19 protein-coding genes are annotated in these 24,069 nt (G+C 60.6%); 7 read left to right on the forward strand and 12 right to left on the reverse strand.

The window, feature by feature from the left end:
- The first annotated feature begins 322 nt into the window (after positions 1-322).
- The 6 genes from ACQRAP_RS07115 to ACQRAP_RS07140 all read left to right on the forward strand — a co-directional run bounded on the left by ACQRAP_RS07115 (position 323) and on the right by ACQRAP_RS07140 (position 7,741).
- Positions 323-1,660, forward strand: coding sequence for a prolyl oligopeptidase family serine peptidase (locus ACQRAP_RS07115; protein ID WP_427747640.1), 1,338 nt, complete (start codon positions 323-325; stop codon positions 1,658-1,660).
- Positions 1,661-1,738: 78 nt separating this feature from the next.
- Complete coding sequence (locus tag ACQRAP_RS07120) at positions 1,739-3,250, forward strand: nucleoside hydrolase-like domain-containing protein (protein WP_427795246.1); 1,512 nt, start codon at positions 1,739-1,741, stop codon at positions 3,248-3,250.
- Positions 3,251-3,442: 192 nt separating this feature from the next.
- Entirely contained in the window at positions 3,443-4,180 is a 738-nt protein-coding gene (locus ACQRAP_RS07125; RefSeq protein WP_427747638.1) for a DUF4428 domain-containing protein, read from the forward strand.
- Between the two features lie 24 nt (positions 4,181-4,204).
- Positions 4,205-5,527, forward strand: coding sequence for a hypothetical protein (locus ACQRAP_RS07130; RefSeq protein WP_427747637.1), 1,323 nt, complete (start codon positions 4,205-4,207; stop codon positions 5,525-5,527).
- A gap of 48 nt (positions 5,528-5,575) precedes the next feature.
- The gene (locus ACQRAP_RS07135; RefSeq protein ID WP_427795247.1) at positions 5,576-6,817 is read left to right on the forward strand and encodes an SPFH domain-containing protein; all 1,242 of its coding nucleotides are present in this window, start codon (positions 5,576-5,578) and stop codon (positions 6,815-6,817) included.
- 81 nt (positions 6,818-6,898) lie between these two features.
- Positions 6,899-7,741 carry a hypothetical protein gene (locus tag ACQRAP_RS07140; protein WP_427795248.1) on the forward strand — a complete coding sequence of 281 codons (843 nt, stop codon included), beginning with the start codon at positions 6,899-6,901 and terminating at the stop codon, positions 7,739-7,741.
- A 192-nt stretch (positions 7,742-7,933) separates the two neighbouring features.
- Here ACQRAP_RS07140 and ACQRAP_RS07145 read toward each other — a convergent pair whose 3' ends face one another.
- From ACQRAP_RS07145 to ACQRAP_RS07160, 4 genes are all read right to left on the reverse strand, one after another.
- Complete coding sequence (locus tag ACQRAP_RS07145; RefSeq protein ID WP_418825693.1) at positions 7,934-8,557, reverse strand: response regulator transcription factor; 624 nt, start codon at positions 8,555-8,557, stop codon at positions 7,934-7,936.
- On the reverse strand, positions 8,554-10,053 hold the full coding sequence (locus tag ACQRAP_RS07150) for a sensor histidine kinase (protein WP_427727288.1): 1,500 nt from the start codon (positions 10,051-10,053) through the stop codon (positions 8,554-8,556). Before ACQRAP_RS07150 ends, ACQRAP_RS07145 begins: the two co-directional genes overlap by 4 nt.
- A complete protein-coding gene (locus ACQRAP_RS07155; protein WP_427795249.1) occupies positions 10,050-11,933 on the reverse strand; it encodes a histidine kinase N-terminal 7TM domain-containing protein in 1,884 nt (627 codons plus the stop codon). The genes ACQRAP_RS07150 and ACQRAP_RS07155 overlap by 4 nt, the downstream gene beginning before the upstream one ends.
- Before the next feature lie 141 nt (positions 11,934-12,074).
- Positions 12,075-13,505 (reverse strand): 6-phospho-beta-glucosidase, encoded by a 1,431-nt coding sequence (locus ACQRAP_RS07160; protein WP_427727282.1) that lies wholly within the window; start codon positions 13,503-13,505, stop codon positions 12,075-12,077.
- Between the two features lie 406 nt (positions 13,506-13,911).
- Between ACQRAP_RS07160 and ACQRAP_RS07165 the strand changes: the two genes are divergently transcribed.
- Positions 13,912-15,018, forward strand: coding sequence for an ATP-binding protein (locus ACQRAP_RS07165; protein ID WP_427795250.1), 1,107 nt, complete (start codon positions 13,912-13,914; stop codon positions 15,016-15,018).
- Positions 15,019-15,213: 195 nt separating this feature from the next.
- Here the strand turns inward: ACQRAP_RS07165 and ACQRAP_RS07170 are convergent, their stop codons facing one another.
- From ACQRAP_RS07170 to ACQRAP_RS07205, 8 genes are all read right to left on the reverse strand, one after another.
- Complete coding sequence (locus tag ACQRAP_RS07170) at positions 15,214-15,858, reverse strand: DUF4867 family protein (protein WP_427747629.1); 645 nt, start codon at positions 15,856-15,858, stop codon at positions 15,214-15,216.
- 144 nt (positions 15,859-16,002) lie between these two features.
- Entirely contained in the window at positions 16,003-16,491 is a 489-nt protein-coding gene (locus tag ACQRAP_RS07175; RefSeq protein ID WP_118652431.1) for an S-ribosylhomocysteine lyase, read from the reverse strand.
- Positions 16,492-16,641: 150 nt separating this feature from the next.
- Positions 16,642-18,132: an FGGY family carbohydrate kinase gene (locus tag ACQRAP_RS07180; protein WP_427747628.1), complete on the reverse strand. Its 1,491-nt coding sequence runs from the start codon at positions 18,130-18,132 to the stop codon at positions 16,642-16,644.
- Positions 18,133-18,302: 170 nt separating this feature from the next.
- On the reverse strand, positions 18,303-19,241 hold the full coding sequence (locus tag ACQRAP_RS07185; RefSeq protein WP_427747627.1) for a transketolase family protein: 939 nt from the start codon (positions 19,239-19,241) through the stop codon (positions 18,303-18,305).
- Complete coding sequence (locus tag ACQRAP_RS07190; protein WP_427718096.1) at positions 19,234-20,070, reverse strand: transketolase; 837 nt, start codon at positions 20,068-20,070, stop codon at positions 19,234-19,236. Before ACQRAP_RS07190 ends, ACQRAP_RS07185 begins: the two co-directional genes overlap by 8 nt.
- Positions 20,071-20,072: 2 nt before the next feature.
- Positions 20,073-21,473: an L-fucose/L-arabinose isomerase family protein gene (locus ACQRAP_RS07195; RefSeq protein WP_427747626.1), complete on the reverse strand. Its 1,401-nt coding sequence runs from the start codon at positions 21,471-21,473 to the stop codon at positions 20,073-20,075.
- A 255-nt stretch (positions 21,474-21,728) separates the two neighbouring features.
- Positions 21,729-22,739 (reverse strand): LacI family DNA-binding transcriptional regulator, encoded by a 1,011-nt coding sequence (locus tag ACQRAP_RS07200; protein WP_055252157.1) that lies wholly within the window; start codon positions 22,737-22,739, stop codon positions 21,729-21,731.
- Between the two features lie 167 nt (positions 22,740-22,906).
- Entirely contained in the window at positions 22,907-23,821 is a 915-nt protein-coding gene (locus ACQRAP_RS07205) for an ROK family protein (protein WP_427747625.1), read from the reverse strand.
- Between the last annotated feature and the right edge of the window lie 248 nt (positions 23,822-24,069).

Raw genomic sequence — 24,069 nt, forward strand, 5'->3', positions numbered from 1 at the left:
CAATTTTGCCGTCTGTAGTCCGGTGAACGGTAGGAAATCGGGGGTGAACGTACTTGAACGGTAAGGGATTGTCTATTTGACGCTCTGCTGCTAAATGCCTATTTACGTGGTCTTTTAATTTGGTAAACACCTCTATTCTTTGTTGACCCATCAACAAAAGCCCTGCTAAATGGTGATAAACGAATGTTTAGTAATTTGTTGAGTGTTCATTTTGACCGTTTACCGAGTTCATCTGCCTGTTCTGTAGCTCTGCATTAAACTAAACATGTTTAAGTTGTATTGCCGCTGATGTTTACCACTCGCGGCGCAGAGGAGGCAGCTCATGGAACTCAAATCGTGCACCTACGCAACCGTCACCACGCTGGGAGACTTTGGCCCCTGGATCAGCAAAGTCGTGCTCGACCTGCCGTGCACCGTTCGCGCCAACGATATCAATGCGCGCACCTTCCATATATATGTAGAGCGCCATGAACGCACGGGCGAGATCCTGATGCGCAAAGAGCGCGGCGCCGACCACGCCGCACCTTCCGTAGGCTATGTCGACGTCCTCGCCGCCTATCCGTGCGATGAGTGCGGACGCAAGCTCGCCTTTGGCACCCATGTGGCGCTCGAGATCGCCGAGCAGCGCCTGACCAAGAAGATCGAGGGCAGCGTGATGGGCTCGCGCTTGCTCGACGACCAGCTGCGCATCACGCAGCTCGCGGCCCTTCCCGGCAATGACGGTGACGATCCAACCTGCGGCCTGGTCTTTGACACCTGCCGCGGCGACATCTGTCCCGCGCTCAAGGGCTGGAGCAATGCCACGCAAAAGACCGCCGTCAACGGCATCGCGCTCGAGTACGGCTTCTTTGAGCCCAGCTTTAAGGCCGAGGACTCCGCCTGCTTCAACCCCTTCGCGCCCGAAACGATAGTCGTGCCCCAGAAGGCCCCGCTCGTGGTGTACCTGCACGGCGCTGGCGAGGGCAAGGGCGCTACGCAAGGCGAGGGCGCCACGCGCGCTTATATCGGCAACCGCGTGACGGCCATCAGCCAGGCGCAGATCCAACGCTACTTTGGCGGCTTTGCCTGGGTTCTCGTGCCGCAGTCGCCCACGTTTTGGATGGACAACGGCACTGAGCAGCTCGGCCACTCCAACCAGAGCATCTACTCCCCCGTCATTAAGGCGCTCATCGACGAGTTTGTCGCCGAGCATGCCGACCGCATCGACACCGACCGCATCGTGGTCGCTGGCCTTTCCAACGGCGGCTTTATGACGCTGCGCCTGTGCGCCGACTACCCCGATTTCTTCGCCGCCGGCCTTCCCTGCTGTGCCCCGTGGTACAACGCCACGGACGAGGACGTAGCCGCGCTCGCCAAGACGCCGCTGTGGTTTACGCACTCCAAGGGCGACGAGCTCGTGTCGCCGCAGCAGACCGTGCTGCCGCTCACGGCACGCCTGCGTGACGCCGGAGCCAACGTGCACCTTACCTACTTTAGCCATGTCGAGGACCTGACCGGTCGCTATCGCGAGGCCGACGGCTCGCCCAAGAAGACGTTCAACCACGGCGTGTGGATCCACCAATTCAACGACCTGTGTTATCAAGACTTCGACGGGGGCAGCGTACTCATCGACGGCGAGCCGGTGGGCTGCTGGGAGTGGTCGGCCAGGGTCAAACGGTAATCCGTCCCGGCGCGGGGACCGGGTCCCGTCTTGCCTTGCGCGTAACTGGCTGAATTGATTTTGATTGGAGCTGCTCCTATGTCCCAAGAGTTAACTCGGGTGATTGTTACTACCGATATGGAAGTCGACGATATGAACTCGCTCGTTCATTTGGCTCTGTATCTTAATGTGCTTGATGTTCAGGCTGTGGTGTATACGGCTTCGCAGTATCACTTTCTTGGGGATGGGGTTCATACGCTGGGCGAGGTGAATTCGCATTGGCGGACCAAAGGGCGTCGCTCTTATGAGTGGGATGTTGTGCCTCATGAACCCGATCCGCTGGCCGGCGAGCTTCGTGAGTATCGTCCGTTTCCCGATCATTGGATTGAGAGTCTCTGGAGTAATGAATACGCCCAGGCTTGGCCGCAGTTGCAGGCGAATGCGGGCGCTGCCGGTGAGCCGCCGTTTCCCACGCCCGCCCAGATGATCGAGCGCACCTTTGTGGGAAATGTTGCCTTTGAGGGTGATGTGACTGAGGAAACTGAGGGATCTCGCGTAATTGCGCAGGCAATCTTGGATGATGATCCGCGTACGTTATGGTTGCTCAGCTGGGGTGGCATGAACACCATCGTTCGCGCCCTCATGAGTATTGCCGAGCGTTATCGCGCCACGCCCGAATGGCCTGCCGTGCAGCAGCGGGTCTATCAGAAGGTGCGCGTGATGGGCGTTGCCGATGGCGTGGGGCAGGACAACTCATGGCTCGACCATGGACGCGAGCTCTTTCCCGAGCTCATCTTTTGGTGTGTGCCCTATATGTATGGCGGCTATGTCGATGCCAAGATGGCTCAACCCGATACGCTGCCGCTGTTTAAGGCACCTTGGCCTGAGCAGAATCTCACGCAGGGCAACGGCCCCCTCATGGCACGCTACATGCTCTATGGCGACGGCAAGGTCTACGAAAATGAGCCCGAGCGCTTTCAGTTTGGCAAGCATGCCCGTCTGGATTGGGGTCTAGAAGGCATGCCCGCGATGCAGTTTGAGCGCGGCGACTTTATGGCCGAAGGCGACAGCATGACCTATATTCCGCTGCTGCCGTTTGGCCTGCGCGGTATCGACGACCGCGGCTTCGACACACTGCTCGGCCGCATGTTTCTTGATGGACATCCCGATACGGACGCACCCGCCGGTTTTGCCGCCATCGGCACGCCCGTAGACGGCAACCCCAATCCCTACCTGCGCGCCTATCAGGAAGACTTTGCCGCCCGCGCGCAATGGTGCGCCCATGATCCGGCAGCCTGCTCGCATCCGGCATATGTTGTCGAGGTCACGGCCGACCGCAGCGCTACAGCCGGCGAGCGCGTCACCCTTGCAGCGACCGTCGTCGACCCCGACGACAAGGGCTTTGATGCACATTGGGATGTCGCCGTGGACCCGTCGAGCTATGCAGGCACGCAGGATCTTTCGCTGTGGCAGGAATGCACGGTGAGCACCGCTTTTATCGTGCCCGCCGACGCGCAGCCCGGCGACCGCTTCGTGCTCACCCTTACCGTGCAGGCGCGCGCCGAGCGCCCCTGCAGCCGCTACGCCCAGGTTGCCGTGACCGTGGCATAGCAGGGACGGCGCCCACATTCGGCATGGAGCATCCCCAACTGCTACTCATTTAAGTACGTCCCCAATGAGTGGCCGAAAATGGGCCATGTGTCCCAGTTGTGGAGACTCCTTGAGCCGTCTGGGTATCGTGAAAGATCGCGCGCTCACCCATCATCAAAAGTGACACACGCTACCTGTTGATGGGAGGCAGCCATGGGCTTCTTTGACAAGATGTTCGAGAAAAAAGAGTGCGCGATTTGCGGTACCGAACTGGGGCTTTTGGGAAAGACCAAAATCAACGAAGGCTACCTGTGCAAAGAGTGCGCAGGCAAGCTCTCCCCCTTCTTTAGTGGTTGGCGCTCCAGCACCGCGGACGATATCCGCGAGCAACTCGCCTACCGCGAGGCCAACGCCGAGCGCCTGGCCTCGTTCAACCCCACGCGCACGCTCTCTGCCGGGCGCACCAACATCATGCTCGATGAGGACGCGGGCCTGCTGATCATCACTTCGCAGAGCCGCTGGCGCGACGCCAATCCCGACATCATCGAGTTCTCACAGGTACTCGGCTGCGATATGGATATCGACGAGCATCGCACCGAGATCTATCGCGAGACCAAGGACGGCGAGCGCAAGAGCTACAACCCGCCGCGCTACGACCTTGATTACGACTTTAACCTGACCATTCACGTCAACACGCCGTACTTTACCGAGATCAACCTGCGCGTGAACGACTCCACCATCGATCAGCGCGGGTCCATCGAGTACCGCGAGGCCAAGCGCCAGGCAACCGAGGTCCGCGATGCACTGGTGCAGCTTCGTCAGGAAACGCGCGACAGCGTCGTGGCCGCCAAGGCCCCCAAGACCGCGGTCACCTGCCCCTTCTGCGGTGCAACCACCATTCCCGATGCCAGTGGACGCTGCGAATACTGCGGCGGCGCCATCGGCGCATAGCCTCCGGCACGGAAAGGACCGATCATGGCCTTCGAGAGTGTCAACTATCAGTGCCCCGCGTGTGGCGGCCCCCTTCACTTTGCCAGTGCCGAACAAAAGCTTGTCTGCGACTACTGCGATTCGCGTTTTGAAGTCGAAGAAGTCGAGGCCCTCTATCGCGAGCGCCAGGACAAGGCAGATGCCAAAGCCGATGCCGCAGCCGCGGCTCGCAAACCTGCTGTCGACGATGCCGTGCAGGATCTGGCCCAAAACGCCGGCTACATCTGCTCGTCGTGCGGCGCCGAGCTGGTCTCGGACGGCACCGTCGCCGTTACCACCTGCCCATACTGCGGCAACTCCGCCGTGGCGCCCGGCCAGCTCTCGGGCGACTTCTCACCCGACCTGGTGATTCCGTTTAAGCTCGGGCGCGATGATGTTATGGCAGCACTCAAAGAGCACTACAAGGGCAAAATCCTGCTGCCCAAGAGCTTTGTCACCGGCAACCACATCGACGAGGTCCAAGGCGTTTACGTGCCGTTTTGGCTCTACGGCGCCCGCGTGGACGGCGAAGTGCACTTTGATGCGACCAACGAGACCGTGACCGAGGAATCCGACCGCACCGTCACGACCACCGACCACTACGACGCCTACCGTAAGGGCAAAATCTCGTTTGAGCGCGTGCCCGTCGACGGATCGTCCAAGATGCCCGACGGCCATATGGACGCCATCGAGCCGTTTGACTACGACGCGCTGCGCCCGTTCTCGGTCGCGTATATGCCCGGCTACATCGCCAACCGCTACGATGAGGATTGCGAGACCTGCAAGGCGCGCGCCGAGCGTCGTATGGAAGAAAGTACGATTTCGGCCCTGCGCGAGACCGTCGTCGACGAATATGACGATGCCACGGTCGAAAGCAAGCAGCTCGACTACACCTGGGAAGACAGCAACTACGCTCTGTTCCCCGTGTGGATGCTTTCCACCTCGTGGAACGGCAAGAGCTACCTGTTTGCCATGAACGGCCAAACCGGCCGCATGGTCGGCGAGCTTCCCTGCTCCAAGCCCAAGCTCGCCATCGCCTCGGTGCTGTTCTTTGTGATCGGGTTTGTCCTCTCCCAGATTCTCTTTATGGGCGAGAACGCCTTCAATCCGGACTACCTCACCTTTGATATCGAGGGCATCCTCATCAACATCGTCGCACCGCTGATCATCGTAATCATCGGAGACGTGCTGCTGGTAGGCCAGCTCAAGACGGCCAACGAGGCCACCCACGCCGATTGCTACTGCGGCGAGCTCGACTTGACCGAGAAGCACGACACCTTCAGCCACACCGAGACCACCGTTGTCATGAAGGACAACAAGGACGATTAGCCATTCTGGCCAATACCACCCGGCCTTTGACGAGAAAGGAAGATCACCATGGGACTCTTGAAAGCTGGATTGGGTGCTGCCGGCGGCGTCATGGCCGACCAGTGGAAGGAATATATCTATTGCGAATCGATGCCCGCTGACGTCTTGGCCTGCAAGGGCAGCAAGCGCACCGGCGGCCGCAGCTCCAACACGCGCGGCGAGGACAACGTCATCTCCAACGGCTCCGTCATCGCCGTCAACGACGGCCAGGGCATGCTCGTGGTGCAAAACGGCAAGATCATCGAGGTCGCGCTGGAGCCCGGCGAGTTTGTCTTTGACACCGGCAGCGAGCCGAGCGTCTTTAGCGGCAACCTGGGCGACTCCATCAAGGAGACGTTCGCCAATATCGGCAGCCGTTTTACCTTTGGCGGCGACGCGGGCAAGGACCAGCGCGTCTACTTCATCAACACCAAGGAGATCATCGGCAACAAGTACGGCACCGCCTCGCCTGTGCCCTTCCGCGTGGTCGATAACAACATTGGCCTGGATGTCGACATCTCCGTTCGCTGCAACGGCGAGTATTCGTACCGCATCACCAACCCGCTGCTGTTCTACACCAACGTGTGCGGCAACGTGACCGATAGCTACACGCGCGATAAGATCGACAGCCAGCTTAAGTCCGAGCTGCTCACCGCTCTGCAACCCGCCTTTGCCAAGATCTCGGAGATGGGCATCCGCTACAGCGCTATCCCCGGCCACACCACCGAGCTCGCCCGCGCGCTCAACGAGGTTCTCTCCGCCGACTGGCGCGACCTGCGCGGCGTCGAGATCGTGAGCTTTGGCGTCAACTCCATCGCCGCCTCGCAAGAAGACGAGCAAATGATCAAGGACCTGCAGAAGGCCGCAGTCATGCGCGATCCCACCATGGCAGCCGCCAACATCGCCAGCGCCCAGAGCGATGCGATGCGCGCGGCAGCCGCCAACCCCAACGGCGCGATGGCCGGCTTTATGGGCATGGGCATGGCGGGCGGCATGGGCGGCATGAACGCCAGCCAGCTGTTCGCCGCCGGCCAGGCGCAGCAGCAGGCTGCCTCACAGCCGGCTCCGGCACCCGCCCCCGCACCAGCTCCTGCCGCTGCCCCCGCGGCCGGCACGTGGACCTGCAGTTGCGGTGCCACCAACACCGGCAAGTTCTGCCCCGAATGCGGCAGTCCCGCCCCCGCCCCGGCACCGACCAAGTGGTTCTGCCCCAACTGCGGCAGCGAAAACGGCGGCAAGTTCTGCAGCAACTGTGGAACGCCCAGGCCCTAGCCCCTCTACCTGGTAATTGGCAGGGAGGTCCGCCACCCCCGCATTTGCTTCTATGGGTTTCGTTCGATAAAGGAGGACACCATGAAGACAACGTTCAAAAAGTCCGTACTCGCATTCCTGACATGCGTCCTGGCGCTCGCCTTTGCCCTGACGGGCTGCAGCGGCGGCGGCAAGGACCCCAAGGCCAACTTCGTCGGCAGCTGGGAACTCTCGGGTGGAACCCTGGAGGGCGAAGAGCTCACCAATGAGTACATGGATATGCTCAAGGAGTGGGGCCTCAACTGTATCCTGATCCTCGACGAAGACGGCACGGGCGTCCTCGACATGTTCCTTGAGGTCGCCGACCTGAAATGGGAGGCCAAGGACGCCACCACTGCAACCATCACCGCCGACGGCGATTCGCAGGACATGAAACTCAAGGACGGCAAGCTCGTCCTCGAGGTGGAAGGCGACAAGCTTATCTTTACGAAGTCCGACAAGGATCTGTCCGGTACGGTAAAAAAGGATCGCGAGGCGGCCGAGAAGGAAGAGGAGATCGATGAGGCCGTCGAAGACGACGACGTCCAGAGCGTCGAAATCTCCCCCGCCGTCACCGTCGCCGATGACGATCTGTGCACCATCACCATCACCGAGAAGTTCAAGGACGAATGGGGCGACATCGGCTTTGTCGTCAACATCACCAACAAGAGCGACAAGGACCTGACCTTCTACGCTCCCTCCGGCAAGACCAACGTCAACGGCACCATGAAGGAACCCTGGTTCTCGGCTAACCTGATGCCCGGCACCAACGCCACCGAGGAATTCACATTCTCGAGCGGCGAGCTTGACAGCCTTGACGACCTGGTCAACACGACCATCGGCATCGACGCCTATCTGACCGATTCCTACGAGGACGTCGCCTCCTATACCGCAACCATCGCGTAGCGGCACGTAACATCAGCCGCGGATTGGCGGACACATCCGCGCACTTGCCAGGCGGGGCCGCAGGAGTTGATTCTGCGGCCCCGTCGTTTTTATGCCGACAGCACAGCCGCACAAGCAGGCCGACCGTCGTTTTCTGATGCAAAACGGCGGGCGGCCTATCTTTACGGCGCCGGAACACGGCGAGCGCGTCGATTACGGGCGCTCCATGTTGGGGACGATGCTGCCCTCCGTTACCGCGCGCACGGCAAGACGCATGATGTTGTCGTAGCCGGTCTTGCTCAGAATCTCCGAGATGCGACGCTTGATGGTACCCTCACTCATAAACAGCTCGGCCGCGATCTCGCGGCGGCTTTTGCCCTCGCAGGCAAGGCGCAAAATCGACAGCTCGACATCGTCGAGTGCCGCCGTGCCCGAAAAAATGCTTTCGGGCGGCTTGGGAAACGTGCAATAGCCCGCCAGCGTGGAGCGCATCACGGCGAACAGCTCGTCGATACCGACGTTCTTGTACACAAAGCTATCGACGCCCGCCTCGCGAGCCTGATCGACAAAGGTGATCTCGGGCATGCCTGTCATGATGATGACGCGGCACTCGGGCAGCTGCTCCTTGATGCGCGCCGCCGCCACGATGCCGTTTGAATCGTGTTCGGTGCACACGTCCATCAGTATCATGTCCGGGCGCTCCTTGAGCGCGACACCCAAGGCCTCGGAGGCATCGGCGATCGCGGCGACGACGGTCATATCGGGCTGGTCGCCAACGGAGCGCGCCAGGCTTTCGCGCAGAATGGCCTGATCTTCGACAATTAACACGCGGATCATGAACTTCTCCTTTGGACCGTGGCGTTGGGGCTCAGCGGGATGGACACCGCAAGCGTAAAGGGCTGGGCGGCGTGGACTTCCAGGCCGCCGCCCAAATCTTGCGCGACATGCCTCATACCTGGGATACCCGTTCCCTCGCGATACGATACGGAGGCCGGGGACCCGTCGTTAGAAATCGTCATGCGCGCGACGGCGCTAGCATTCGTCCCCTCCTGCCACAGGCGCACGTGGACCCGATGCGCCTGCGCATGCCTGGTGGCATTGGTCGAGGCCTCGCGGATAATCTGCAAAAATGCGGCGGCGACACGCGCGTCCTCAGGCAGCGCACCCTCAACATCGATCTGCACACTCACCAAGCCAAAGGCGTGGACGATATCGCTCAGCTGCTCTGCAGGCTCGCTGGCACCGCCACTGCGCAAATCGGCGGCGATTGAGCGCAGCAACGGGTCAATCTGCTCGAGCGACTCATCATCCAGACGTCCCTCCTCCAAATAGCGATGAAGAATGGACAGGCGCTGGCCGATCACATCGTGAACGCGGGCCCGCATACGTAGGTAGGCCGCATTGTCGGCAACCTTTTTGGCTTCTTCGATCTGGGCCTGGAGCTCTTGGCCAGCACGCTCAAGCAGGTGGTTGGCTTGCGCCAGACGGTCGTAGGCGTGTGCGTATTCCGTCACGTCCAGGCCAACGACGCGCTCGAACGGACGGCTCGAGACCGTAACGGAGTCACGCACGAACAGACGAATCTCGGAAGGAGAGATCTCGACCACGGCGCGATCCCTACCAAAGCGATCAAGGTCGATATGGGCGCGATTAGCGCTGCTTTCGGGCATTTGCATGCTCAGTTTGCGCAGGTCGTTCCATGTGCTGCTCATGTCGCCCAGGTCGGTGGGCATATGGAGCTCTACGAGGTTTTTGCGCATGCAGCGGTTCATGAGCAGCGGACGGCCCCTCGGGTCTAGATACAGGATGCCCACGGGAATCACGTTGATGGTCTCGATCGTCGAGAACATGGTGATATCCTCTTGGCGGTTACGGACGTCCATCAAGAGCGCCGCGATGGAACGGAACAGGAAGAACGCTCCCTCTGCGATAAGGACAACGGTCCACGCCGAGCCCATGGCAAAAACCACCGGTGGTGTAACGGCGACAACAAGCAACAGCTCGACCAGCATGACGGGACGACGATAGTGCACCATAAGTACCACGCCATAGGCAAAGATTGCGGCATTGAGCCACAACGCTCCGCCCATTGCCCTGGCGCAAACGTCAAGCGGCGCCACCAGATACGAGCCAGACGACGTGAACAAGATGAGCGCCGAAATCATCAGGTGAAGCACAAGACTCGCCTCGTAGGCGCAAATCACCTTACGGTTATAGGACGAGCGGCGCGATGCGATGAGCGGGACGTGGATCGTCTGCAGACACGCAGCCAGGGCAAAGACAACATCGAGCGCAACGATTTGGGGAAGTATGAGCGAAATCTGCATCGTCACTCACCCGCCCTCGGCATCAAGACGATCATGCGCAGCTGACCGGACTCGCCCTCAAGGCGGTATGCCACGTTGCGCCCTTGCAAAGCGCTTTCGAGCTCTTGCGCAGCGGGCGTCTGCGAAAGATCTTCATCATCGTTGGAAAAAAGTGTGGCGCGCAGCTCGACGCTGCATCGGTCATGGTCGCCCAAGTGATACATAAGTGCCGGATGATCGGTGGCGTAGGCAAAAAACGCAAAGTCATACACGCAGTCGTACAGCGCGCTTACCGTACTGGCGTGCATCGGGCGCCGTATGGCAATAATCGAGGCGCAATCGACATCGATCGTGCGCAGGTCGCTTGCGAGCTCGTTGGCAATGAGCTGAATGCGGTCGCGGTCAAAACCGCTCTCCCCGTGCCGTGCCAACGTGAGCGACCCCTTCCGTTTGCAATAGGCAACGAGCATCTTGGCGCGCTGCAGCATGCGGTAACGCTCGCGCGAAGATTCCTCGTCAGTCAACGGCGGCAGCGAGCTCAACAAGTCGTACATCTCTTCGAGCGCGCGGGCAAGCGCCTGGTCCACGTCTTGGACTAGCAAGGTCTCGGCCTCTTGATCTGCCAAATGTGTCTTAAGGTCGTAGTCGGCGGCAAGCAGCTCGTTTTGGCGTTGCAGCTCCATGCGACGATGTGCCAGTTCGCGATTGAGCTCGTTGAGCTCCGATACGTCTTGGGCAAGCAGGGCCGATCCCCCCAGCAGCGGAAAAGCACGATACATCACATCGGGATCGGACGCCACGGTAAAGGCATGGGCGCGGGCGTGCTCCTGGTTCCGCAACTCCTCGCGCACGCCTACCGGCATTGGCTTTGACACCGGCGTGGCATAGACCTCCTGCAGGTCGCGCGTTAGAACTTTGAGGTCAAGCGGCAAGGTGTCGAAGATGCCGGCGATATCGTGGTACGACGGAATGACACCGCAATCGAGACAGATTTCCATCGCCACCACGCACAGGATGCAATAGACGAGCGAAAAGTTGAGCCTCCATGCCCAGGGCACGCGCAGAGCATATGAGATGCCAAAGAATGCGCCGCCCAGCAGCACGAGCGCCGCCATGCCCGAGAAACGTTGGATGCGAAAGGACGAGGACCGACCAACCAGGATAAAAAAGGCCACGAAGTTAAAGGCCGTCCACACGAGGAAGGCGAAATAACCCCGGCCGTACGTGTAATCGTTGCTCCAGGTGTCGCTTGTACGGTCAAAGCGGAAGACCTGCTGGTGAAAATCGTTGGTGAGCACAAATCCGATAAGCAGGATGGCCACAATCCACAGCGCAGCACGGTAGCGGCGACCCAGGCGGCGTTGCTCCAGGCCCGCAAGGCGCAGGCCGCAGAGCTGGTAGAGCAGCGGAATGAGCGTCATGGGCACGTAGTACAGGTACCACAGCAAGGTGGCATAGAACGGCGTGAACGACTTGTACTTGAGAATGACCTCGATCATCCACAGGGCACAGATGGTGGCGATGGCAACAAGGCGGCGGCGCAACACATAGTCCAAACAACGCAGATAGACCAACACGCCCCAAATCGAAAATACAATTGCGGCGACAAGCAGCGGGAGAGGGCTCGAATGGGTGAGCCCATCCACGACCTCTTCGGACACCTCGCTATAGGCGGGCACGGCGTTAGAAAGTTTGGGGTCGAAGGCGAACAGCACCGGCAAGATCGCCAAAAGCATGAGGAACAGCGCGGTGATGGCGCCGGCGATAGCAAAGACGCGGTGACGGTACACCTGATGCGTTATGCCAACAAGGAATCGCGGCATGGCGAAGAGCCTGCCGCCCCTGGGATCCGCAACCGGAGCGGTCCGGGCGGCCGCGTGGCCGATATGTCGCTCGCGGGTACTCATAGTCCCTTTAGTGTACCGACAGGCGGGCCCAAAAGCGGGCCGCATGTCCCAAAATCCGCAGACGGCAAGGCGCCCGGCGAGCAATAACTACTCGCCGGGCGCCTTGGTTAGAAGGCTATGAAGTTGAGTATCTCAGCTTCCTTAGGACAGGTCCTCACCATTAGAAGCAATAACCTTCTTGTACCAGTCGAAGCTCTTCTTTTTGGAACGCTTGAGGGTACCGTTGCCGGCGTCGTCACGGTCCACATAGATAAAGCCGTAGCGCTTGGACATCTCTCCCGTGCCGGCAGACACCAGGTCGATCGGGCCCCAGGTGGTGTAGCCCAGCAGGTCAACGCCGTCCTCGGTCACCGCATCGCGCATCGCGGCGATATGCTGGCGCAGGTAGTCGATACGGTAGTCGTCGTTGATAGAGCCATCCTCCTCGACAACATCCTTGGCGCCCAGACCGTTCTCGACCACAAACAGCGGCTTCTGATAACGGTCGTACAGGTCGTTGAGGGTGATGCGGAAGCCCAGCGGATCGATGGCCCAGCCCCACTGGCTCTCCTGCAAGTAGGGGTTCTTGGCGCCGGCGAAGGCGTTACCCTGGGTGCGCTCGACATCGGGGTTATCGGCACCGGCAGAGCAGCGGGTGCTGTAATAGCTAAAGCTGATGAAGTCGACGGTGTTAGCGGCCAGGATCTCGCGGTCCTCGTCCGTCATGCCCACATCGATGCCTAGACGCTCGAGCTTCTTGACGGCATATGCCGGGTAGTAGCCGCGGCTCTGGACGTCGACGAAGAAGTAGTTGTCCTGGTTATCGAGCTGCGCCTGGCGCACGTCGCCCGGACGGCAGCTGTAGGGGTAGTAGCTACCCGCGGCGAGCATGCAGCCGATCTTGATCTCGGGGTCGATCTCGTGGGCGATCTTGGTTGCCCAAGCGCTGGCGACGAGCTCGTTGTGAGCGGCCAGGTACTCGACGGCCTTCTTGTTCTCGCCCTCCTCAAAGACCAGACCGGCACCCATAAACGGCAGGTGCAAGATCATATTGATCTCGTTGAAGGTGAGCCAGTACTTCACCAGCCCCTTGTAGCGGGTAAAGATCGTGGTCGCGAGGTTCTTGTAGAAGTCGATGAGCTTGCGGTTGCGCCAGCCGCCGTACTCCTTGATGAGGTGAATCGGGCAATCGAAGTGTGTGATGGTCACGAGCGGTTCGATGCCGTGCGCCTGACACTCGCGGAATACGTCCTCGTAGAAGGCCAGGCCAGCCTCGTTGGGCTCGGTCTCGTCGCCGTTGGGGAAGATGCGGGTCCAAGCCAGGCTCATACGGAAGGTCTTAAAGCCCATCTCGGCAAAGAGAGCGATGTCCTCTTTGTAGTGGTGATAGAAATCGATGCCGGTCTGCGCGGGATAGTAATAGCCGTCCTCGAAGTCGAGCATTTTACGCTGGCCGGAGACCACCGCATAGCGCTCGGGGCCGTGCGGAGCCACGTCCACGTTGGCCAGGCCGCGGCCGTCCACGTCGTAGGCACCCTCGCACTGGTTGGCAGCCGTTGCGCCGCCCCACAGGAAGTCATTACGGAAAGCCATGTATCAATCCTTTCGCACGCTGTTGTCATGGGCTCAGTATCCCTGCAAACAACGCGTCGCTCAACGGCAACGGCGCAGGTCGACACTTCTTTTCGCTCCCGCATATCGGCAGACGGTGCGCTCCTGACACTTTTTGATACCTCGCGTGCACGAAAAAGCACCCGCCCACACGCCGCGAACGTCAAGTGAGTAGACTTTTTGGCAAAACTCAACCAGACCCGCCTTTGACGCCATCAAAACCGCAGGTAGCTTACCTGGCATGTTCCGGCGTGGTCAGACTAAGCCAAAAAGTCTACTCGCTTGCAAAAAAGGGCGCCTCCACAACAGCGAAGGCGCCCTCGGGTGGCAGACCATTTGACTGAATAGGAAAGAAAGGAAAAAATAGGAAAAAAAGGAAAGGAGACTTATGACTGAAACCATCTTCTCCCCCTCATTTGGAAATCGCCCGTCCTATCTGGTGGGACGCGGGAGCGTGATTTCGACATTCATCTCCGGCCTTGAGCAGGAGCCGGGCAATCGAGACCGAGCCATACTCATGCTCGGCCAGCGAGGCAGCGGCAAAACGGTTCTGTTGTGGGAACTTGCCGATCGCGCCCGCAAGCTCGGCTTTGTTGTCGCCACGCCCACCGTAGCCTCCGAGGATATGCTCGAGCGCATTGTTGAGAAAATCCAGGAAGCGGGCGAGCCTTACGCCAACAAGCATCGTCTCCCCAAACTTACAGGTGGCAGTTTGAGCGTCTTCGGTTTCTCAGCCGGCCTCGAGTTTACGCGCGACGTACAGGAAACTAAGAGTTTCCAGTTCAAACTCACGCAGTTGGCACGCAAGTTAACCGAGCAGGGACACGGCATCCTCATCCTCATCGACGAGCTCCAGGCAAATTCACCCGAGATCAGACAGCTCGTCACCGCCTATCAAGAGCTGGTCGGCGAGGGACTCAACGTCGCGCTCGTCATGGCGGGCCTCCCGGGAGCAGTCTCCGCGACACTCAACGACCGCGTACTGACATTTCTCAACCGCGCACGCAAAGTCACGCTCGAACCGCTTTCAGTCGGAGATGTCGATGCCTATTATCAGCGGGCTTTCGAAGAGCTCGACCTTGATATTCCAGGCGATCTTCGCCTCCGTGCCGCTCGTGCAACCCAAGGATCGCCCTATATGCTGCAGCTCATCGGCTACAACATCGCCAATCGCTGCCAGGCAGGAGAATACGTAACGCCAGAGCAAGTCGACGGAGCTATCGAAGCGTCAAAGGCCGATTTCGAAAACGATGTTTGTGAAACGACGCTCGCCGCGCTATCGGACCAAGACGTCGCGTTTCTCGACGCAATGACTGATGACAAAGACGGCGTGTCGCGCATTTCTGATGTTGCGAAGCGCATGTCAGTCACACCCGACTATGCGCAAAAGTATCGCCGGCGCCTCATCGACGCCGGCGTTATCGAGCAGGCGCGCCGCGGCTACGTGCGCTTCGCCGTCCCCTATATGGCCGATTACCTGCGCAGCCAGCTCTAGGCAACCACCGCAAAGGGGACAGGCACCTTTGTGGTGGGTTGGGCCCGCTTGTCTCGATCTGTAACAGTTAGGCCGTCAAAACCGGGCTTGGCGTTACAGATTGAGATTGTTCGGGCGGCCCCCGTGGTTCGTCTTGATCTGTAACAGATAGAGACGATTTAGCGCGCCAACTGTTACAGATTGAGACGGAAGACCCTAGTCACAGGCGATGTCGAGGTTTTTGCCGATGAGACCTACGTAGCCGCCTTCGGCTGCCTTGGGGCTGTCAGCATGGCAGAGAACCCACTTGTCGGCCTTCCAGTAGCAGTAGCTGTCGCCGGCAGCAGGCATATCGGCTGCAGCCTCGGGACGCGGACCGTTGGTGCCGGCGGGCAGCGCAACCATCACCTGGAAGCCACCGTCGTCGACCATGCACGGCGTGTAGTGCAACGTGGTGGCGTAGACCTCGACGAGCGTGCCGGCGGGCGCGCGGAACGCCTTGACCTGCGCGGTGTCGAGCTTGCCGTCGACAATCTGCTCACGCTTGGCGAGCAGCAGAATAAAGTCGCGAGCACCCAGGTTGAACTCGCTCGCGCGGTGATACTCCAAGCAGTTGAGCTTCGTGTTGTGGCCGTTGCACCAGCCCAGCTGGAACGGACGGCCGCCATACATGAGCAGGCCGAGCGCATCGGCGCCCTCGACCTGCTCCAGCTCAGGCGCGGAGGCCACGTACTTGCTGCCCTCGGGGATGGGCGTTGCGGAGAGCGCCTCGACGAGCGGGGCGGTCAGGCTGGACGGGACGTCATCCCACACGCGGCCATAGGGTTTGAATTCGGGGTCGGTAACAGAGTAGATATGCATGTTCGCTCCTGTTCGTTTGTGTGATATTACGAACATTCTAGAACAATCACGCGCGGTTTTAAACGTCCGCCATGTCCGCTCAACAAAAAGGCACCCCCGCATAAGCGAAGGCGCCCAGTGAACTCATTTTGAGCGACGAAACCTTTACGCCTGCTGATAGTGCAGGTGTGCCTCATCGATATCGATCAGATCGCGGTCGAGATAGCGACGCGCGAGCCAATTTGCCATAGGGAGATTCTGGTCCAGGTAGTTACCGCACTCTTCGGGAGCGGCACCGGGGACATCGCCCTCGAAGCCAGCAACAAACTCGAACAACTCGCGCACGAGCGGCAAGATCTCCTCACTCGTCACCTCGCCAAACACAACCAGGTAAAAGCCCGTGCGGCAGCCCATAGGGCCAAAGTAGACAATACGGCTCGACCACTCGGCATGGTTGCGAAGGAACGTCGCGCCCAGATGCTCGATGGTGTGGCACTCGGCCGTGTTCATAACCGGTTCTTTGTTGGGCGTGGTCAAGCGCAGGTCAAAGGTGGTGACGGCGGCACCGGTCGCCGGATCGCGGTCGACGCGGCTCACATACACGCCGGGCTCAAGCAGCAGATGGTCAACGGAAAAACTCGCGATGCGCTCCATGGCAGATCCTCTCGGTAGTCAATTTGGGACAGGGCTCTTTTAGCTGGTTCGAATGGTCGCACCAATCATACCAGTCAAAAAAGCCCCGTCCCAAATGAGCTGCCCGAGACGGGGATCAATGAGTTTTTAATCCCGTCCCAAAAAATCATGCTAGGCAGTGTATGCAATTGTTGATTTGACAGCGTGGCGCCAGCCGGCGATCTTTTTGGCGCGTTCGTCAGTGGGCATCGACGGCTCCACGATGCCGCGGGCGCCGTAGACATCGACGACATCGCGCGTGTACATGCCCAGCGCGATGCCGCAGGCCCAGGCCGCACCCAGGCCGCTCATCTCGTCGTTGCTCGCGATGCGGATGGGCGAGCCAACCAAGTCGCTCTCAAACTGCATCAGGTACGCGTCGCGCGTGGGACCGCCGTCAACACGAAGCTCGGCCAACGTTGCACCCGAATCCTCAACCATCGCATCGATCACGTCAAAGATCTGATAGGCGATCGACTCGTCGGCGGCCTTCACGAACTCCGCGCGACCCGTGGTGCGCGTCATGCCAAAGACGCAGCCCTCGGCGTCACTCGCCCAGTGCGGCGCGCCCAAACCGGTAAACGCCGGCACAAAGTAGACGCGGCTCGCCGGATTGGCGGCGTAGCACAGGTCGGTGACCTCCTCGGGGTTGTTGATGAGTTCCAGATCGTCGCGCAGCCAGGTCTTGACGGCGCCGGCGTAGCTCACGTTGCCCTCGAGTACATACTCGGTCACGCCATCCATACGCCACGCAAGCGAGCTCGAAAGCCCGTGCGAGCTGGCGACAAACTCGTTGCCGACGTTCATCATGACCGAGCTACCGGTGCCATAGGTCGCTTTGGCCATGCCGCGGCTGTGGCAACCCTGCGCAAACAGGGCCGCATGGCTGTCGCCCAGCACGCCGTGTACCGGCACGGGTGCGGGCAAAAAGCCATCCAGGTCCGTTGTGCCAAACAGACCGTCGGAATCGGTCACCTGCGGCAGGCAGGCCGGATCGATGCCAAAGGCCTCGCACACCGGCTCGCTCCAGCAGCCACGGCGCAGGTCGAAGAGCTGCGTGCGGCTGGCATTGGACCAGTCACAGCGAAACTCCGCGCCGCCCGTGAGCGTCCAGACCACCCAGGCATCGATGGTGCCCAGACACAGCTCACCCGACGCCGCGGCCTCGGCAGCCGCCGGAACGTTCGCGAGAATCCAAGCCATCTTGCCCGCCGGATAGTAGGGCGAGAGCACCAGGCCCGTTGTGTCACGCACCAGCTCTGCCACGCCTTCGCGCGCCGCAAGCTCGTCACACAGCTCGCGGGCGCGGGCACACTGCCACACCACGGCGTCGCACAGCGGCTCGCCCGTCGTGCGGTTCCAGGCAACGGTGGTCTCGCGCTGGTTGGAGATGCCAATACCAGCAATGTCGGCCGGATTGACCCCGGTCTCCTCCACCACGGCACGCGCCACGGCCAACACGTTGGCGGCGATCTCGACCGGATCATGGCTCACCCAGCCGGCATCATTGACAATCTGGCGATGCGAGCGGTCGGCACGATGAATCAGATGGCCGCCCTCGTCCACCAGCAGCGCCTTCGTGCCCTGCGTGGATTGATCGATTCCGATGATGTATTTGCTCATGTACTCTCCCATTCCTTCCGCCAAATCAAAGACGACTGGCGGACAAGGAGCGAGCGGCCGTCAAGTGCCGCAGATTGCCGTGAAAGAAGAGCGCCGCGTACTTTGCGTACGCAAGCGACGGTTTGAACGGCAAGGTGCGGTGCTTGGCGGCCGCGCAGCGTCTGTATCTACTAGTTGCCGAGGAACTCGGCGACGGTCTGCGCGATTCCGGCACCCGTCAGGCCGTAGTGTGTGAAGACCTCGGGGCTCGTGCCGGTGATGACCGGTGCGTCGGGCAGGGAGAGGCACTTGACCGGACGCGGGCAATGCTCGCCCACCACCTGCGCGACCATAGAACCCAGGCCGCCGAAGGGGCTGTGCTCCTCGACCGTCACGACGGCGCGCGTGGCACCGGCAGCCTCAATCACGGCCTCGGCGTCAAGCGGCTTGACGCAATACATGTCGAGCACCGTTGCCGAGATGCCCTGCTCGGCCAGCAGGTCGGCAGCGTCCACGGCATGGCGGACCATCTCGCCGGTGGCGACGAGCGTCACATCGGTGCCGCGACGCACCCAGGTGGCGCGATCCATCTGGAACGGGCACTCGTCCTCGGTGTACACGTCCTCGACCGGGTTGCGGCCCACGCGAATGTAGGCCGGCTTGTTGTCGGCGACCAGGGCCCGCACGAGCTCGGCGGTCTGGAAGCGGTCGCTCGGCAGATACACGCGCATGTTGGGAATCGCACTCATGGCGGCGATATCCTGCGCGGAGTGATGGCTCATGCCCAAGGCGCCATAGGACACGCCGCCCGAGATGCCGATGAGCTTGACGTTGGTGTTGGAGTACGAGACGTCGACCTTGCACTGCTCATACGAGCGCGTGGTCACAAAGGACGCCGGCGAGGCGGCCCAGGCCTTCTTGCCGCACGAAGCCATGCCGGCGGCGATGCTCACCAGGTCCTGCTCGGCAATGCCGACCTCGACGGACTGTTGGGGATACTGATCAAAGAACGGCATGAGCGATGCGGAGCCGCGGGAGTCGGAGCATAGGACGACGATGTCCTTATCGGTCTTCGCGGCCTCGAGCAGCGTGTCGCAGATAACCTTGCGATTGGCGATCTTGTTAGCCATTGACGGCCTCCTTATGGGCAGCGAAATCGGCGATGATCTGGGCATATTCCTCATCGTTGGGCAGGTGATGGTGCCAGGCGGCCTTGTCCTCCATGACGGGCGAGCCATAGCCCTTCACCGTATTGAGGATGATGACCGTGGGCTTGCCGCAGGTCTCGGCCGCAAGCGTCAGCGCGGCGTCGATGGCCCGGACGTCGTTGCCCGGAATGGAGAGCACGTTCCAACCGAAGGCGGCCCAGCGCTCCTCCTGCGAGTCCTGCTTCATAACATCCTCGGTACTGCCGCTGATCTGCAGGCGGTTGCGGTCCACGAGTGCGCACAGGTTATCGAGCTGGTAGTTGCCGCCGCTCATGGCGCCCTCCCAGACCGATCCCTCGGCAAGTTCCCCGTCGCCCATGATGGTGTAGACGCGGTAGTCGCGGCCGTCCATCTTGCCGGCGAGCGCCATGCCCACGGCCACGGGCAGGCCGTGACCCAGCGAGCCCGAGTTCATCTCGATGCCCTTGAGCTTGTTGTTGGGGTGGCCGATGTAGGGGCTGCCGAACTTGGAGAAGCGGGCCTTGACGTCATCGAGGTCAAGATAGCCCTCGTGGCAGAGCACCGCGTAGTAGGCTTCCATGGCGTGGCCCTTGGAGAGCACGAAGCGGTCGCGGTTGGGATCGTCGACGGTCTCGGGCGAAATGTTGAGGTGGTTGGCGTAGAGGGTCATGAGGGCGTCGATCACCGACATGTCACCGCCGATGTGGCCGCCAGCGCCAGCCATGATGATATCGACGCAATCGCGGCGAAGGTCCCAACGCAGGGACTCAAGCTCTTCGATAGTTGCCATTTCTACTCTCCTCGCAGGTAGGCTTTAACGTCTTCTTCGATGGGGTCGTACAGGTCGGGGGCAATACCGAGGTACTTGCACGCCTCGTAGAGCACCGGCACCACGTTGGCGTGAATAGCGACGCAGTGGTGGATGTAGGGACCCTCGACGATTTTGGCCTCGAGGCGCTTGAGGTTGTCGACCTCGACCCACAGATAGGTGCCCATGCCAGCCGGGCCGTCGATGCCGCGAGCGTTGCCCAGCAGCAGCGAGTACTCGCCGTTGTCGCCGTCAAAGCGGGCAAGGGTGAGATCGCCGTGCTTGGCCTCGGCCGTCAGCGCACCGGGGTGATCGAAAGCCAGCGGGTAGGTGAGCTTGGGCTTGACGGCCGCGCAGCTGCAGGGCCAGGGGCCACAATGCTGCAGCAGCTCGCCGTTCTCATTGTCGGGATGGCGCACGGTCCAGTCGGCGAACATGCCGCGGTGACGGCCCAGGTCGGCGGCCTCGACCATCAGCGCGGTGATGGCGCCGTGGATATCGGTCTCGCATACGATAGGAATGCCCATCTCGTTGAGGATGGCGTTGGCAGCGCAGGGCATAATGCCCAGCTCGTCCTGCAGAGCGTTCCAGCACTGAATGGCGCCGGCGTTGCAACCGTACTTCTCGACCAGGCGCTTCATGGCGATGGCAAGACCGGCGACCGCGGGAACCTTATCCTCGGGGATGCAGATCTCAAAGCTGTCGTTGATGTGGGCAAGCATGGTAGCCATGGCCTGCTCGTCGGCCTGGGCGTCGCGCACGGCCTGGACAAGCTCGGTCATGGGAATGGGCGAAAGCTGGATGTTGAACTTCTCGAGCAGCTCGCCCTCGTTGCACATGGTCGACCAGAAGTCGAACGGACGGGTGGCCATCTGCAGGATGCGGGTGTGCTTGAAGGTCTTGACCACGTTGCACACGGCCAAGAAGTCCCAAACGCCGCGCTCGAACTCGGGATCGGTCAGGCGGCAGTTGGTCATGTAGGTGAAGGGAACCTGGAAGCGGCGCAATACTTTGCCGGTGGCGAACAGGCCGCACTGGCTATCGCGCAGGCGGGTGCCGTCGGGCTCGGGGCGCTCGTCGCGCGGGCCCCACAGCAGCACGGGTAGGCCGAGCTCGCGGGCAAGGCGAGCGCAAACGTACTCGGTGCCAAAGTTGGCGTGGCACAGCATAATGCCATCGACGCCCTCGGCGCGGAACTTCTTGACGATAGGCTCAATGTGGCTGTCGTCGAACAGCAGGCCCTCGTCATTGATGTCGTCGATATCCACGATGTCGACGCCGATCTCACGCAGGCGATCAGCCGTCAGGCCGCGATACTTGATTGCGTCCGGCGCGCTAAAGATACTGCGGCGCGTGGGCACAAAACCGAGCTTGATCTTGTCCATGTACGTCCTCCCCTAATCACATGTTCAGTAAACAGACGCATGTTTCGTTTTGTTCTGTTTACTAAATTTTTACTCCAGTGTTTAGAAGTTTAACGCGAAATACTCGTGGGCGGTAGAGAAATCAGCCTAAACGGTATGTAAACAAACTGAACATACAAGGGCAACAAAAAGAGGGCCCCGAAGGACCCCTTTTGGATGACGTTATTTTTCTGCCTTAGCGAGCTTTGCCGCCCTGCGGCCCGGCGTTGCCTTTGCCTAGATCTCACGCACGCTCTGACGCTCGACAAAATAGGTCGATACGGCTGTCTTGCAGGTATAGCTCTTGGGATTGCGGATGTTGCCCACCAGGCGGCGCACCGCGATCTCGCCCACCTCGTGCTTGGGAACGTGCACCGTGGTGAGCGGCGGGTTGGAGAAGGCGCCCAAAGACAGATCGTCAAAGCCGATGATCGAGACATCCTCGGGCACGCGAATACCGTGCTCGTTGAGCGCGCGCATGGCACCCACGGCGAGCACGTCGTTTTCGGCAAAGAAAGCCGTCGGCAGGTCGTCGCGCGAGACGCTGTCGAGCCATGCGCCCATGTCGCGATAGGCGCCCTCGAGCGTGGTGCCCAGCGTAACGCGCCATGTCGGGTTGGCCTCAAGGTCTGCGTCCTCAAGCGCTTGGCGATAGCCGCGCTCGCGATCCTTAAAGTTGCGGATGCGAAGGTCGCCTGCCAGATAGCCGATTTGCTTGTGACCCTTCTCGATAAGGTAATCCACGGCGCGCAGCACCGAGTCGGTGTTGGCAATGACCACGGCATCGAAGTACTGACGATCGCTCCAGCCATCGAGCACGATCAGGTGGGCGGCAGCGTTGGCAAACAGGGCGTAGTCTTCCTCGCCCAGCTCGGTACCCATCAGCACGATAGCGGCGGACGGATCGGCGATCAGGCCCTCGACCTGCGGACGCACGGCGTCCAAGTCGCTAAAGTCGAGCGAGACAAAGCTCGTGCTCATGCCGTGACGACGCGCCTGGCGCTCCACGCCCTCGATGACCGCGGGATGGAAGGTGCTCTCGTCCAGAATGGCGCCCGTCTTGCGCGCGAGCACAAACTGAATGCTCTCGAGCTGCGTCGACTGCTGATAGCCAAGCGATTGCGCGCACTCCAGGATGACCTTGGCGGTCTCTTCACTCACGCTGCGCTTGCGGTTGAGCGCGTTGGACACGGTCGCAGGCGAAAAACCGGTGATGCGGCTGATCTCGCGAACACTTGCTTTGGCCATTGTTCCCCCTAGCAACGGCCGTGGCGGAGCATCGCAACTTGATGACTCGACAACTAAACGACCGCAAATTCAATCTAAACAGAATAGTAAATGTTTATGAGCTAGTTTAGCCTGTTGTCAAGCGAAGTGGCACGACTATTCCCCCAACGGGCACATTTACTCGGTAGCTATTCGCAAAGGCGCATGGCTTCTTGCACGGCACCATACAGGTTAGCATCGTTACCGAGCTCGGCCGCCCTGACCTGCGGCGCAGGGATGCCGGCAAGAAAGCCCTCATAGCCCGCAAGAGCTGCGGGCATCTGATCGCGAAGCGCATCGATGAGCTCGGGGTGGCAAGAAATGCCGCCCGCGATCACAAACACCTCGGGGTCGAGCACCGCCTGAAGGTTTACGAGCATGGCATCGAACGTGCGCGCATAGCAGTCAAGCGCGCACTGCGCCGCCGTATCGCCGGCCTCGATCCACTCAAAAACGCGACGGCCGTCCACCGTTCCATCGGCGGGCAGACCTTTCTCGGCCACGACGAGATCGCGCAGCGCACGCCAGCCGCCTGTGCCGGCAAACATCCTGCCGCCCGACGCAGGCTGCGTCACATCGTTGCGCAGGAAGCTAAACTCGCCCGCAAAGCCATGTGCGCCGCGAAGCACGTGTCCGTTGATGACAATACCGCCGCCAATACCGGTACCGATAGCAAGCACGACGCCAATGCGGCATCCACGGAGGGCGCCCGCCGCGTACTCGCCGAGCGCACAGCATTTTCCGTCGTTGTTAACAGACACCGGCATGTCAAACCGCTCGCGCAGCAGCTTTCCCAGCGGACAGCCGTCCATGTAGGTGAGCGCGCCGCCGCGATGGATGGTGCCGTCTGCGTCATCCTCATAGATGCCGCCGGGCGCACTTACGCCCACGGCGGACACGCGGTCACGATACGGCTCGACAAGACCGGCCAAGGCCTCGACCGCTTCGTCTGCCGTAGCAAAATCAGTCGGCAGGCTTCCCCGCTCGCGAATGGAAAAATCCTCGCCCAGCACAGCCCACTTAACTGCCGTGCCGCCCACGTCAATGCCAAAATACTCTTTCATGCTGCCTCCGATTCTGCACCGATACGTCAATATCGGCAGACCATCCCGTCCATGCAAACACAGACAATTCCAGACAAGGCCAAGTATTTGGTTAACGGTCGCTTTTAGGCTGTAAACGGTGTTTAATCCGTTTACAGCAGCTAGTTCTATATATTACGCAATTATGCGCTCATTTGGGGCGGGGCTTTTAGCAACTTTTAGCTCCCCAAGTAGTTAAAAAAGCCCCGTCCCAAAATGAACTGCCTCCC

Source organism: Collinsella sp. SGI.180, from assembly GCF_050313455.1.
GTDB lineage: Bacteria > Actinomycetota > Coriobacteriia > Coriobacteriales > Coriobacteriaceae > Collinsella.

What these genes read in the sequence shown, in the direction of transcription:
- ACQRAP_RS07125 (WP_427747638.1), top strand. Translation starts at nt 3,443, where the DNA reads ATGGGCTTCTTTGACAAGATGTTCGAGAAAAAAGAGTGCGCGATTTGC.
- ACQRAP_RS07130 (WP_427747637.1), top strand. Translation starts at nt 4,205, where the DNA reads ATGGCCTTCGAGAGTGTCAACTATCAGTGCCCCGCGTGTGGCGGCCCC.
- ACQRAP_RS07165 (WP_427795250.1), top strand. Translation starts at nt 13,912, where the DNA reads ATGACTGAAACCATCTTCTCCCCCTCATTTGGAAATCGCCCGTCCTAT.
- ACQRAP_RS07205 (WP_427747625.1), bottom strand. Translation starts at nt 23,821, where the DNA reads ATGAAAGAGTATTTTGGCATTGACGTGGGCGGCACGGCAGTTAAGTGG.
- ACQRAP_RS07185 (WP_427747627.1), bottom strand. Translation starts at nt 19,241, where the DNA reads ATGGCTAACAAGATCGCCAATCGCAAGGTTATCTGCGACACGCTGCTC.
- ACQRAP_RS07155 (WP_427795249.1), bottom strand. Translation starts at nt 11,933, where the DNA reads ATGAGTACCCGCGAGCGACATATCGGCCACGCGGCCGCCCGGACCGCT.
- ACQRAP_RS07175 (WP_118652431.1), bottom strand. Translation starts at nt 16,491, where the DNA reads ATGGAGCGCATCGCGAGTTTTTCCGTTGACCATCTGCTGCTTGAGCCC.
- ACQRAP_RS07160 (WP_427727282.1), bottom strand. Translation starts at nt 13,505, where the DNA reads ATGGCTTTCCGTAATGACTTCCTGTGGGGCGGCGCAACGGCTGCCAAC.
- ACQRAP_RS07115 (WP_427747640.1), top strand. Translation starts at nt 323, where the DNA reads ATGGAACTCAAATCGTGCACCTACGCAACCGTCACCACGCTGGGAGAC.
- ACQRAP_RS07170 (WP_427747629.1), bottom strand. Translation starts at nt 15,858, where the DNA reads ATGCATATCTACTCTGTTACCGACCCCGAATTCAAACCCTATGGCCGC.
- ACQRAP_RS07190 (WP_427718096.1), bottom strand. Translation starts at nt 20,070, where the DNA reads ATGGCAACTATCGAAGAGCTTGAGTCCCTGCGTTGGGACCTTCGCCGC.
- ACQRAP_RS07145 (WP_418825693.1), bottom strand. Translation starts at nt 8,557, where the DNA reads ATGATCCGCGTGTTAATTGTCGAAGATCAGGCCATTCTGCGCGAAAGC.
- ACQRAP_RS07140 (WP_427795248.1), top strand. Translation starts at nt 6,899, where the DNA reads ATGAAGACAACGTTCAAAAAGTCCGTACTCGCATTCCTGACATGCGTC.
- ACQRAP_RS07135 (WP_427795247.1), top strand. Translation starts at nt 5,576, where the DNA reads ATGGGACTCTTGAAAGCTGGATTGGGTGCTGCCGGCGGCGTCATGGCC.
- ACQRAP_RS07120 (WP_427795246.1), top strand. Translation starts at nt 1,739, where the DNA reads ATGTCCCAAGAGTTAACTCGGGTGATTGTTACTACCGATATGGAAGTC.
- ACQRAP_RS07180 (WP_427747628.1), bottom strand. Translation starts at nt 18,132, where the DNA reads ATGAGCAAATACATCATCGGAATCGATCAATCCACGCAGGGCACGAAG.
- ACQRAP_RS07195 (WP_427747626.1), bottom strand. Translation starts at nt 21,473, where the DNA reads ATGGACAAGATCAAGCTCGGTTTTGTGCCCACGCGCCGCAGTATCTTT.
- ACQRAP_RS07200 (WP_055252157.1), bottom strand. Translation starts at nt 22,739, where the DNA reads ATGGCCAAAGCAAGTGTTCGCGAGATCAGCCGCATCACCGGTTTTTCG.